The following is a 12,233-nucleotide window of genomic DNA, read 5'->3' as shown; positions in this document are numbered from 1 at the left end:
GTTTTTGTGACATTTTGTTTACAAGTTGGTCGAACTTCTGCGATATCTTCCCCTTATATTAAAAGAGCATCCTTCTTATCGAACTTTGTCTTTAAACATCAAAACTAAAAAATTGTCATTTGTGTGTGACGAGTTTTTAAAAGAAACCTAGTGATGATATCTACAGTTGAGGAGTTGGAAAAAGTGTCAGATTCACCAAAAAAAGATCGTAAATTGAACGGACTAGGAAAAATAGTATTAGGTATGTTGATTGTACTGGGTGTAACTTTGTTATGCATTTCTTGGAATGCACTTGCCGGTTCAAAGCAGGAACCGCTAAAAGGAAGTGCCAACGCTTCAGAGCAGATGTCGGGGAGCAAACATTCAGGCAAACATTCAGTAGCGAAAAAGGAAAGCAAGCAAACATCGCTGGAAACCGGAAAGGTAGTCTATTTGACATTTGATGACGGGCCGAATCCGGCTGCTTCAAAAAAAATCTTAAGTTTGCTTGATAAGTATCATGCAAAAGCAACGTTTTTCATGTTAAAACCGAATATTGAGCAGAACCCTGATATTGTAAGGGAAATGGTCAAAAACGGTCATTCCGTTGGGTCTCACGGAGTGACGCACCAAGTAGCGAAAATCTATAAATCTCCTGAAAGCTTTGCGGCAGAAATGAACGATACGCTTAAAACGATCAAAGAAACGACCAACGTCAATACACATTTGATCAGGTCGCCTTATGGATCAAAGCCTTACATTACTGGTCCATTTCAAGAAGCCATTAAACGTGAGCATTTTAACATTTGGGATTGGACTGTTGATTCAGAGGACTGGAAGTCTGCAAATACAAATGGCCAATTCGTCAATAATGCGATTCAGCAAGTCAATAACCTTACCGGAGTAGAGCCGCTTGTCGTATTAATGCATGAAAAACCGACGACTGCGGCGCATTTGGAAAAGTTGCTAAAATACTTTCAAGAAAACGGTTATGAAATGAAGGCGGTTCATGATTCGATGAAGCCTCTTCATTTCAGATGGAATTAATAAACGATTTCGACTGCGAATCAGCATATTAGCTGCATCGACAAGGAAGGGATACTATAGTGAAAATGAGAAAAAGAAAATTAAAGATAAAAAATATAATATTATTGGTCCTGGCTCTATTGATGACTGTTGGCGGTTTGGTTTCTTACGGTGTTTACCGCAACGTAGCAAAATCAATAAGTAATATGTACGAACCCCTAAAGCGGGATTCCGAGCAGCAGAATGCAGCCGCTTCGCACGATCCTATATCCATTCTTTTATTGGGGATAGACGAGCGCCCAGGGGACAAAGGCCGCCCGGATTCTATGGTTGTCATGACTGTTAATCCGGAGACAAAAAAAACCACGATGACAAGTATTCCGCGTGATACGAGGGTATTTATACGATCAAAGAATACCTTTTCTAAAATGAATTCGGCATATACCTATGGCGGAATTGAAGGTACCGTTCAAACGGTAGAACAATTTTTGAACATTCCAATCAATTACTATATCAAAGTAAATATGGACGGGTTTAAAGATATTGTAGATGCGGTTGGCGGAGTCACGGTGAATAATCGTATTGACTTCACCCTTGAAGGAGTGCATCTATCAAAAGGGAAGCAACATCTTAATGGTAAGACCGCTCTTACATATGCGCGGATGAGAAAAGACGATCCTCGCGGTGATTTTGGACGTCAACAGCGGCAGCGTGAGATCATCAACCAAATTATTCATGAAGGTGCACAATTAAAATCATTAGCAAACTATCAAGAGATCTTAACGGCATTAGAAAAAAACGTAAAAACGAACTTGACGCTGGACAAAATGATCGATATTCAAAGTTCTTATAAAGAAGCTGCAAAGAATATTAAACAAATAGAAATTGAAGGTGAAGATAAAAAAATGGATGGCTTATGGTACCATATTGTGACTGACGAAAAGCGAAAGGAGATCTCAAAAAAGCTTCGCCGGCAATTGAACTTAAAATCATAACGAGCGAATTCAGTCAATTTCAAAGTATAAACCTTAATTGCCTGACAAGGTCAACAACGCTCCGGTCACAAGAACAAAAGCCTTTTTACAGGCACAGCTTGTAGAGAAAATGGGGGTTACTATAAGCTTAGCACCTGTTCATTTAGAACAGGTGCTTTTATGCTGTAGTTTAGTTAAAATTAAGCTTAACTTTAGCAAAATCCCCTTTCAATTTTCATATGTTCGTAATATAGTTGTAATAGTTGTAATGTAACTTTTTGAGATTGACAAACGACAATAAATTGAACGGAGGGGTTTCAGGTGGAAGAAACCTTTCAGAGAATATATGATACATATCACCAGGATTTATTTCAGTTTTTATTTTATATGGTAAAAGATAAAAGCCAAGCGGAAGACTTAGTCCAGGAAGTGTATATCCGCGTGTTGCACTCATATGAAACATTTGAAGGCAGAAGCAGCGAAAAAACCTGGCTTCTTTCGATTGCCCGGCATGTCGCCATCGACTGGTTCAGAAAACAGCAGACGATCCGCCAGCGGATTATGGGTACGTTTGATTGGGAAAAACAAGAGGTGAGAGACCAGCAGCCACTGCCTGAAGACATTTTGCTGCAAAATGAAAACCTAAATGACATCTTTAAAGCGCTTGATAAATGTACACTGGATCAAAGATCTGTGATTATTTTGCGCTTTATTCAAGGTTATTCGATTTCAGAAACGGCTCAGGCGCTGCAATTTTCTGAAAGCAAAGTGAAAACGACCCAGCATCGCGGCCTGAAGGTACTTCGCAAACAGATGGAGCTTTTGAAGGAGGATCAAAGGAATGAAGAAGTCAGAATGGAACGAAGAACGGCTAAAGATGTTACTAAGCCAACTTCCAACAGTTAAAGATGACCGTTCAGCAAAGCAAATTTATCAAAAGCTGCTTCTTGCGCAGCCGAAGATGAAATCCCCTAAAAATCGGGCAGGGGCATTTGCTGCGACAGTGATGGTTCTCTTTCTTCTCATGCTGATCACTCCTCAATTAGTCGATCAAATCAGATCGCAAAGCGGGGAAAAGGCTGACATCGCTTCAGGCAGCCAAAGCAACATAGAAGCGGGGCACGGGGAAGCGAAAACGGCTGATGCAGGCCAGTCGAAGCCTGCCACTACTTTTGTCGTTCCCAGCGATCAAAAAGACAATTATGTCACTTTGGCATTTTTAGATGATTCAGACTCGGTTATCGTACCGGTCAGCATACGAAAAGGCACCGGCGTGAAAAGCGTGGAAGATGCCCTTAACGAATACGGCCAGCTTGATGTTGATCAGTTCAAACCGTTTAACACATCTTTTTTGCAAAATATAAAATTTGATGAAGAGAAAGAAAGCAAAACTGTGACCATTCAAGTGGATGAAAACATTTCCGGCATTTCATCTGGTGATTTTCAGCTGATGAAAAAAGTGCTCAATGAAACATTTAAATGGAGTTCTTATAACTCCGTACAGTTCGTCTCAAACGGAGAACCGGGGATTGAAGTCGATTCATATGGTATGCTTATGGATTTGTCCATTGAGCAGCAGTCACAAAGAGGCTATTTACTGTATGATAGCGCTGACGGAAAGCAGTATCTTGTACCGTCGAATGACTCATATCGAGATATTAAGGAAGCAATCAGGAAGATGCAGCAAGGAGAAAGCGGCTCTCATTTAACATCCATTATACCGAGTGACCGGCTGATTCAATCGGTTGAAGAAAACGGCAAAGAGCTTATTATTCATTTTTCGTCCTCAGCGGACATTCAAAATCAAACCGATGATATTTTAATGCTGGAAGGCCTGCTCCTGACAGCAAAAGATTTCGGTTTCACAAAAGTGAAATTTATGAATGCAAATATAAACAGGGTCGGAAGCTATGACTTGTCAAAATCCATACCTGTCCCATATGCTCCAAACCCGATTACGATAAAAAAATAAAAAAAAGAGACTCCTGTCCCGGGGTCTCTTTTTCAATGGATAAAATGTATAAAATGTCCTTATTTGGAAGTATACTAAGCTGTCGCAAAAGAAAAATCTTCTTGCCGAACGGGCATACATCGGCGTGCAGGCTGTATCCTGCCATTGCATAGGAGGACTGGAACACTTGAAACCGCTTAGACATAAATACGTCATATTGCTGATCATATCGCTGTCGGGCTTCGCTTACACCATGGCCCCATCTGCTGCTGCATCTAAAGGAGCGAAAGCCTCACATTGGATCGAACCGATTAAAGGGGAAATTACGGATCAGTTTGGCACAAGGGGAGGCAAACATAAAGGACTTGATATCGCTGCTCCTGAAGGAGAGAGCGTGGTGGCTGCCGCAGGCGGAACCGTAAGTAAATCATACGCATCCGATTCATACGGCCAAGTCATTTTCATCAAACACGATAACGGATATGAAACAGTCTATGCCCATTTGAGCAAACGGCTGAAACAAAAGAACGACCGTGTGAGAAAAGGCGAGCAGATCGGAATCATCGGCAATACCGGAATCTCGACGGGAACGCATCTTCACTTTGAAATCCATCATGGACCATGGACAGAGAATAAGAAAAACGCGATTGATCCGCTGACAGTCTACAACGAGAAAGCGTTTCAGCAAAATTCTGTTCATGTCCATAAGGGGAGCAGTGACGCAAACGGAACGATCACCGTGCAAAAAGGAGACACGCTCTGGAAGATCAGCCGAAAGAGCGGAATATCTGTCAACCGCATCATGAAGATCAATGCTCTTGCCAATTCGCATATTAGCGTCGGACAAATCCTGCACCTTGATGAGCGGGAGGCGAAACGCCGCACTTATATTGTCCAAAAAGGGGATACGCTTTACCAAATTGCCGAAAAAATGGGTGTAACGGTTCAGCATATTCAACAATGGAATGATCTGAAAGGGGAGCAAATCTATCCGCGCCAGCCCTTGACTATCAGAGATGATCATTCATCATGAAAACGAAAAAACGGAACTCAGGAAAGAGAAAGTCTTCCTCCTGAGCTCCGCCGGCTGCTATGGCAGGTCGATGACCTTAACCGATACAATGTCGTCGATGTTTTTTAATTCATTGACAATGCTGTCTTCAAGGTGGCGGTCAAATGAGAGCATCATGATCGCTTCGCCGCCTTTTTCTTTCCGTCCCACCTGCATTGTCGCGATGTTGATGTCATGATCTCCGAGAATCCGGCCGACATGGCCGATCATGCCGGGTTTATCCTGATGGTGGATGTAGACAAGGTGACCGGTTGGATAAAAATCAATGTCAAATCCGTTCAAAGCGACAATCCGTCCGCCAAAGTGCGGAATATACGTCGCTGTTAACGAAAACGTTGACAGATCGCCGGTTACTTTAACGGAAATGCAGTTTTCATAGCCGGATTCATTGGAAGAAATCTTTTCACTGAAGCTGATGCCGCGCTCTTTCGCAACGGTGCCGGCGTTTACTTCATTGACGGTGGCAGCGACGCGCGGTTTCAGGAATCCGGCCAAAAGGCTTTTCGTAATAAATGATGTTTCAAGCTTTGCTATAGACCCTTCATAATGGATGGCCACATCTTTAACAGGCTCGTTCATACATTGTGATACAAGGTTTCCGATTGTATTGGCAAATTGATGATAAGGCTGGATCTTTTGGAAAGAGTCCTTCGTCATGGCCGGAAGATTGATCGCGGACATGACAGGGTTCCCCTGTGCATATTGCAGGACTTCCTCTGAAACCTGGGCCGCTACATTTAGCTGTGCTTCTTTTGTTGAAGCTCCCAAATGCGGAGTGGCGATCACGTTCTGGTGATCGATCAATTTTGAATCCACAGGAGGTTCGACTTCAAAAACGTCGAGGGCCGCCCCTGCGACATGACCGCTTTCAAGCGCCTCAAAAAGTGCCGCTTCATCAATGATTCCGCCTCTGGCGCAGTTGACAAGGCGGACGCCTTTTTTCGTTTTGGCGATGGTTTCCTTGTTTAAGAGCCCCTTCGTTTCTTTCGTCAGCGGAGTGTGAACGGTAATGATATCTGCGGAGGCGAGAACTTCTTCAAAGCTGTTGGCGTTGACTCCGAGCTTGTTTGCTCTCTCCTGGGTTAGAAACGGATCATATACATGGACCGTCATTCCAAACGCTTTGGCGCGGCTTGCAATTTCGCTTCCGATCCGCCCCATTCCGACGATGCCGAGCGTTTTTCCGTAAAGCTCTGAACCCACGTAAGCAGAACGGTTCCATTCGCGCGATTTAACGGATATGTTCGCCTGCGGAATATGTCTCATCAAAGCGGAAAACATCGCAAAAGTATGTTCAGCCGTTGAGATTGTGTTTCCGTTCGGCGCGTTAACGACAATCACGCCGTGCTTCGTCGCTTCATCAATATCGATGTTGTCCACGCCTACCCCTGCTCTGGCGACAATTTTTAATGATGTCATCTTGTTGAACAGTTCTTCCGTCACTTTTGTGGCGCTTCTCACCAAAAGAGCATCAAACGTATGAAGCTCATCTTCCGCTTCCGCGACATTTTTTTGAACAATTTCAATAAAATCAGCTTCCATTAATGGTTTAAGGCCATCGCTAGACATTTTATCTGAGACCAATACTCGAAACATGTAAGATTTCCTCCTAAATAAGCGTCATAAATATCTGATAATTTACCATATTCCATAAATGGTGTCAATGAGTTCCCGCGGAAAAGACGAAAATTAAAAATGAATAAACTGTGAATGTGCGGATTTTAGCTGGAGAGGGGAAATGTGTTTTGCTGATGGAAGAAGCTGAGCTTCGATCTGTACATTTCTTCACAATTACATTATAATAATATCAAAATTAAAAAATCATATGATCAATCTTCGGGGCAGGGTGAAATTCCCTACCGGCGGTGATGAGTTTTGACTCTAAGCCCGCGAGCCTTTTTTAGGCAGGATTCGGTGAGATTCCGGAGCCGACAGTATAGTCTGGATGGGAGAAGATGGAGGTTCCGCGTTTGAAATGCAACATTTTCAAGCGTTTATTTAACCTGTCTGAAAACAGCCCCGCTTTGTCAAAAAAGCGGGTTTTTTGTTTAATGGCGGGGGCAAGAACCATTCCTCTTTTCGTGAGATGTTGATCGAAAAGGAGAAAGTGACAAAATGAAACACAACAGAGTAAGACGTCTAGTGTCCATCAGTATGCTGAGCAGCATTGCATTTGTGTTAATGATGCTGAGTTTTCCGATTTTGGGGGCGTATCCGTATTTGAAAATTGATTTCAGCGATATTCCCGCACTGCTTGCCGTCATATTATACGGCCCGGGTGCCGGTATCGCCGTTGAAGCAGTGAAAAATGTGCTAAACTACTTTATTGCGGGCAGCGCGTCAGGCGTCCCGATCGATCAGACGGCGAACTTCATCGCAGGAACGCTGTTTATTCTGCCGGCCGCTTTGCTGCTGAAAAAATCAAGCTCTGCCAAAGGGTTTGCGGCGGCGCTCATTGCAGGAACGGTATTGATGGCTGTTTTAATGAGCATTTTAAATTATGTACTGTTTATGCCTGCATACACTTGGTTCCTACATGCTCCGGCATTATCGGCAGCCGCGCTGAAGACGACGATCGTGGCCGGAATCCTTCCTTTCAATATCATTAAAGGCCTTGTCGTGACATTGGTGTCCACACCGATTTTCCTTCAGCTGAGACCTTGGCTGAAAGAAAATGTCCGGATGGCTAAACAGCATTAACGCATAGAAAAAAAGCCCGGGCTCGAAAGCAGCCGGGCTTTTTGATTAAAAAATATCCGGCACACGCTGTGCCGGATATTGCTTTTTTATTCGTGCTTAAGCGGGTCGCCTTCAAACGGCTCATCCGCAACTTTAATCGAATCGGTAGGACATCCTTCAAACGCATCCATCATGTCTTCTTCTAAGACATCAGGCACTTCGACGACACCTTGGTTGTCATCGAGAGTGACAAACGCGATTCCTTCATCATCGTAGTCATAAATATCAGGAGCGGCTGCGCCGCAAGCGCCGCATGCGATGCACGTATCTTTGTCTACAATTGTATATTTTGGCATGAATAAAAAACCTCCCAGATTGTTCTTCGTTGGAACAAATGGTTTAACCCTCTATCTGTCCGATATGAAACCTATTCCCATTCCTTATTGTAATGCTGTTAATCCTACATTTCAACTCAAAAATATTGAGAATGCTTATCACACAAGGGTTCTACTGCTAACATGCCCCTTTTAAATGACTTTAAACGTCGATTTCTCTGCAAAATCTGTTAAAATAATAAGAAGAAAATGATCGAATGTTGTCCGGAAGAATGTAGGTGATGCTATGTCAGTTCATTTTTTTGACGCCGTCGTGCTGGACATCCTCTCTGCGATGAGGGGAGAACGGTCGCCGAGCGCCGTATATCATTTGTTAAAGGGGAAAAGGTCATCACAGACGATACAGGATGCCGGTTTATTTGCCGTCTCAAAGTATTTCGGCTTTTGTTCGTCCCTTTCAAGAGACCGGTTGAATGGCAGCTTTCAAAAATTGCTGCGGCAATCTTTCATCACCGAAAAGCGGGAAACAGGCGCTTATGTCGTGACTGAAAGCGGCGAAAAGGAACTTGCCCGCTGCTTCAGCCTGCATCCCTGGCCCCGCCATTTTCACGGCGCATATTATCAGGCGGCCGCAAACATCATGTGGGGAAGGATGTCCCTATTGATTCAGGTGTTGTCAAACAGACGTTGTGGGGAACGCGTTTATTTGCCGATCATAAAAGATTACCAGATTCAACATTGGGTCAGGCAGTACTTGAGAAACCGGAATGCAGACGAGCTGGCAGCGCGTTTTCATGCGGAATTGAAGGAAAAACTGTCGGCATTGGATCATGACCGGCAGGCCGCTGTGTTTGTACATTCCCTGACATCAGCCGCCAAAGTCGGTTTTACATGTAAACAGCTTGCAGAAAAAATGCGTGAGGATGAATGGTACATATATGCTCTGTTTTGGGATGTTCTGCACTATTTTATTCAATCCGTTCAAAAGGGTGAAAGCCCGCTTTTTCAAGCGCTGATCAAAGACATCCCATTTAAAGACGGACTGACACAGTCGACAAGGAAAACGCTGTTTTTGATTAAAGAAGGAAAATCGATTGACCGGATAGCGGAAATCCGCAATTTAAAAACGGCGACGATCGAGGACCATATCGTGGAAATCGCGATTCATGATCCGGCTTTTTCCATTGAAAAATACGTCACAAAAGAGGAACAAAAAATCATTGCCGATTATGCGAAAATCAATCAAACCAATAAAATCAGACAAATTAAAGAAGGGCTCGGCGGAAGATACAGCTATTTTAAAATCCGCCTGGCCCTGTCGAAAACGGTGACCCGGCATGGATAAACTTCATCAGGCCCTCTACCGCCATTTCGGCTACAGCTCTTTTAAAAAGGGACAAGAAGACATTATAAAAAGCGTCATCGAAGGACGGGACACGGTGGCCATGCTTCCGACAGGAGGAGGGAAATCATTGTGCTACCAGCTTCCCGGTCTTTTGACAGACGGAACGGTGCTGATAGTATCCCCGCTGCTGTCTTTAATGGAGGATCAGGTCCAGCAATTAAAAATGCGCGGTGAAAAAAGAGTCGCGGCTTACAACAGCGCCTTAACCTATCAGGAAAAAGAAGCGGTTTTAAAACAGCTTCACCGGCTCAAGTTTCTTTATATATCACCCGAGGCTCTCCAGTCGGAGCAGATGTTGAAGCGGCTTCAAGCGATTAATATCAGCTTTTTCGTCGTTGATGAAGCCCACTGCATCTCGCAATGGGGGCATGACTTCAGACCTGACTACTCGAAGCTCGGCGAGATCAAAAAACAGCTCGCCGGCCCCGTCACCCTGGCGCTGACAGCAACGGCAACAGAAGCGACATTAAAGGATATATCCCGGCTCCTCGGTTTGGAAGAAGCCCGTTATTTGATTCATTCCGTTGATCGGCCAAACATCGCCCTTCATATTGAGGAAGTGCAGGATACCGCCGAAAAAACGAAAAGGCTTACCGAACTGGTCCGTAAGCTTCAGGGGCCCGGCCTCGTCTATTGTCCGACAAGAAAATGGGCTGAAGAACTGGCTGATCGGATCACAGAGGGGACGAGGCTGAGAACGGGGTTTTATCACGGGGGAATGGAAGCCGGGGACAGGATGCTGATTCAGCAGCAGTTCATCCGTAACCAGCTCGACCTCGTCTGCTGCACAAATGCGTTTGGAATGGGTGTTGATAAGCCGGATGTCAGGTATGTAATCCACTTTAACCTTCCCCAGACAGCTGAGGCATTCATGCAGGAAATCGGGCGGGCAGGACGGGATGGAAACCGGAGCATCAGCATTCTGCTGAAGGCTCCCGGAGATAAGGAAATTCAAGAGCAGCTGATTCAGACAGAAGCCCTCAGCCGGCATGATATCGATTTTTTGTATGAAAAGCTTGCCGGCGTTCGGGATGAACGCGGCTTAAAAGAAACCCTTCAGCAATCGGGCTTAACGGAAACACAGGCCCGCCATTTTGCCCACTTGTATGTAAAGTTTCGCCATTTAGGGAATAAAGGCAGAGAGCACATTTATCAGGAAATGGACTTCAGAAAGCAGCAAAAATTAAGCAAGATGGAAGGCTTTGCCCACATCGCAGCGAACAAAGGATGTTTTCGCGAAGGGCTGCTTGCTTATTTTAATGAAAGGCGAAAACCGAGGAAAACGCCTTGCTGCACGCACTGCGGATTACATCTTAAAGATTATGAAGCTAAAGGAGACCACCCGATTATGAATCAATTAACAGCATGGGAAGAAGAATTGGATATGATTTTCGCTGTCAGCCGTGATCATGTATGCTGAAAAAACAATCGGACATCATCCGGCGGCTGTCAGACGGGGAAATGCTGAAGCAGCTCTATTTTTCCCAGCTTCTCATGCTCTGTACAGCGATTTTGATGGGCGTCTTTTTGTTTGATGATACCGGCAGTTTTTTCTCGCTGTGGAATGGATATGATCTGAGAATCCTGACATACGGCGTGCCGCTTGCTGTTTTCGTAATCATCATCGACCTGGCAGTGATGAAATGGGTTCCCGAGCATATGTATGACGATGAAGGGATTAATGAAAAGCTTTTTCGAAGCCGTTCTTATCCTCATATACTGGTGCTGACGCTTTTCATCGCATTTACAGAAGAAATATTGTTCAGGGGCGTGATCCAGACCCATTTCGGCATTTGGACGGCAAGCATCATTTTTGCGCTTTTGCATTTTCGTTATTTAAGAAAGTGGCTGCTCTTTGTCATGGTGGTTTCCATCAGCTTTTTGCTCGGAATCAGTTTTTTAGCGACAAACAATTTATTCATCCCTGTAACAGCGCATTTCCTGATTGATGCTGTATTTGCGTTTCAGATTCGTTTTCAACACGTTAGGAGGAGTTTACATGACGGAGATGTCAAGGATAGAGAGGAAGAAAAAGGAGCGGGAAAAGGCTCAGGCTGAGCTTGCCCGGCAAACAGCGCCAGAGCCGGAAATCCGCGAAGATGAGATCCCTTCCAGACAGTCTTATCATGAAAAGAAGAAAAACAGCAAAAAAAAGAATAAAAACAGGAATCCTTTATTTACATCGCTTGCTGTCATATTTTTATTCATTCCGATCATCGTCTTCCTGGTGTTTATGTATATGATGAATCAAGGCGGTACGAATCCTGAGCAATATGACGATGTGTTTTATGAAAAGTCAGGCGATACAGGCTTCCTCAATGAAAAAAACGGCGGCGATCAGGAGGCTGATCAAAAAGCGGACTCTGAGCAAAAAGCCGCCGCTCTTCAAGAAAAAAAGCAGGAAAACAGCGAAAAAACGGACGAGACCCCAAAAAAAGAAACAGCGCAAGAACAGCCTACAGAAGACAAAAAAACGGAGGACAAGCCTGCTGCGGCAGAGAACAAGCCTGCCGTAACTGCGAAAAAATCCGAAGACAAGTCCGCTTCCACAAAGAAAAATACCGCAAAAGCCCCCCCGGTCCGGCAAGCGCCGCAACCAAAAAAGGTGATTCAGCATACCGTCGCTGAAAAAGAAACCCTTTACCGGATCTCCATGAAATATTATAAAGACCGGTCAGGAGAGGAAAAAATCCGCAATTACAATCAATTATCCGGCAACAACGTGTACGCGGGGCAGGTGCTCGATATTCCTTTTTATTGAGGGCCTGCATGATTGTCCCGTCTTCCTCATATACATTGTACAAACATGAGG

12 protein-coding genes and 1 riboswitch are annotated in these 12,233 nt (G+C 44.4%); of the genes, 10 read left to right on the top strand and 2 right to left on the bottom strand.

The genetic code is table 11. The annotated features are described in order from the left end of the window. The first annotated feature begins 183 nt into the window (after nucleotides 1-183). The 5 genes from R5H20_RS14000 (at nucleotide 184) to R5H20_RS13980 (ending at nucleotide 4,963) form a co-directional block, all read left to right on the top strand. Nucleotides 184-1,026: a polysaccharide deacetylase family protein gene (locus R5H20_RS14000; protein WP_006636446.1), complete on the top strand. Its 843-nt coding sequence runs from the start codon at nucleotides 184-186 to the stop codon at nucleotides 1,024-1,026. A gap of 56 nt (nucleotides 1,027-1,082) precedes the next feature. Next, entirely contained in the window at nucleotides 1,083-2,000 is a 918-nt protein-coding gene (locus R5H20_RS13995; protein ID WP_029418335.1) for an LCP family glycopolymer transferase, read from the top strand. 300 nt (nucleotides 2,001-2,300) lie between these two features. Then, a complete protein-coding gene (sigX, locus tag R5H20_RS13990; protein WP_006636444.1) occupies nucleotides 2,301-2,885 on the top strand; it encodes an RNA polymerase sigma factor SigX in 585 nt (194 codons plus the stop codon). Continuing rightward, nucleotides 2,821-3,951 carry a GerMN domain-containing protein gene (locus R5H20_RS13985; protein ID WP_006636443.1) on the top strand — a complete coding sequence of 377 codons (1,131 nt, stop codon included), beginning with the start codon at nucleotides 2,821-2,823 and terminating at the stop codon, nucleotides 3,949-3,951. The genes sigX and R5H20_RS13985 overlap by 65 nt, the downstream gene beginning before the upstream one ends. A 166-nt stretch (nucleotides 3,952-4,117) precedes the next feature. Further along, entirely contained in the window at nucleotides 4,118-4,963 is an 846-nt protein-coding gene (locus R5H20_RS13980) for a M23 family metallopeptidase (RefSeq protein WP_006636442.1), read from the top strand. Between the two features lie 57 nt (nucleotides 4,964-5,020). Here the strand turns inward: R5H20_RS13980 and serA are convergent, their stop codons facing one another. After that, on the bottom strand, nucleotides 5,021-6,598 hold the full coding sequence (gene serA, locus R5H20_RS13975) for a phosphoglycerate dehydrogenase (protein WP_006636441.1): 1,578 nt from the start codon (nucleotides 6,596-6,598) through the stop codon (nucleotides 5,021-5,023). Nucleotides 6,599-6,830: 232 nt separating this feature from the next. Next, nucleotides 6,831-6,963: riboswitch (FMN riboswitch) on the top strand. 154 nt (nucleotides 6,964-7,117) lie between these two features. Between serA and R5H20_RS13970 the strand changes: the two genes are divergently transcribed. Continuing rightward, the gene (locus R5H20_RS13970; RefSeq protein ID WP_006636440.1) at nucleotides 7,118-7,702 is read left to right on the top strand and encodes an ECF transporter S component; all 585 of its coding nucleotides are present in this window, start codon (nucleotides 7,118-7,120) and stop codon (nucleotides 7,700-7,702) included. 86 nt (nucleotides 7,703-7,788) lie between these two features. Here the strand turns inward: R5H20_RS13970 and R5H20_RS13965 are convergent, their stop codons facing one another. Continuing rightward, nucleotides 7,789-8,037 (bottom strand): ferredoxin, encoded by a 249-nt coding sequence (locus R5H20_RS13965; protein ID WP_003183064.1) that lies wholly within the window; start codon nucleotides 8,035-8,037, stop codon nucleotides 7,789-7,791. Between the two features lie 265 nt (nucleotides 8,038-8,302). On the opposite strand from R5H20_RS13965, the gene R5H20_RS13960 reads away from it, so the two are divergent. Genes R5H20_RS13960 through R5H20_RS13945 form a run of 4 tightly spaced genes read left to right on the top strand, consistent with a single transcriptional unit; the run spans nucleotide 8,303 to nucleotide 12,182 of the window. After that, nucleotides 8,303-9,361 carry a YpbB family protein gene (locus R5H20_RS13960; RefSeq protein WP_006636439.1) on the top strand — a complete coding sequence of 353 codons (1,059 nt, stop codon included), beginning with the start codon at nucleotides 8,303-8,305 and terminating at the stop codon, nucleotides 9,359-9,361. Beyond that, nucleotides 9,354-10,841, top strand: coding sequence for a RecQ family ATP-dependent DNA helicase (locus tag R5H20_RS13955; protein WP_006636438.1), 1,488 nt, complete (start codon nucleotides 9,354-9,356; stop codon nucleotides 10,839-10,841). Before R5H20_RS13960 ends, R5H20_RS13955 begins: the two co-directional genes overlap by 8 nt. Continuing rightward, nucleotides 10,835-11,479 (top strand): CPBP family intramembrane glutamic endopeptidase, encoded by a 645-nt coding sequence (locus tag R5H20_RS13950; RefSeq protein WP_006636437.1) that lies wholly within the window; start codon nucleotides 10,835-10,837, stop codon nucleotides 11,477-11,479. The genes R5H20_RS13955 and R5H20_RS13950 overlap by 7 nt, the downstream gene beginning before the upstream one ends. Then, nucleotides 11,421-12,182 carry a LysM peptidoglycan-binding domain-containing protein gene (locus R5H20_RS13945; RefSeq protein ID WP_006636436.1) on the top strand — a complete coding sequence of 254 codons (762 nt, stop codon included), beginning with the start codon at nucleotides 11,421-11,423 and terminating at the stop codon, nucleotides 12,180-12,182. The genes R5H20_RS13950 and R5H20_RS13945 overlap by 59 nt, the downstream gene beginning before the upstream one ends. Nucleotides 12,183-12,233 lie beyond the last annotated feature (51 nt).

Origin of the sequence: Bacillus sp. KICET-3 (assembly GCF_033261025.1) — a bacterium.
Taxonomy (GTDB): Bacteria; Bacillota; Bacilli; order Bacillales; family Bacillaceae; genus Bacillus; species Bacillus sonorensis.
Note: the sequence above shows the minus strand (reverse complement) of the source record. Positions and strands in the feature narration are given on the sequence as shown.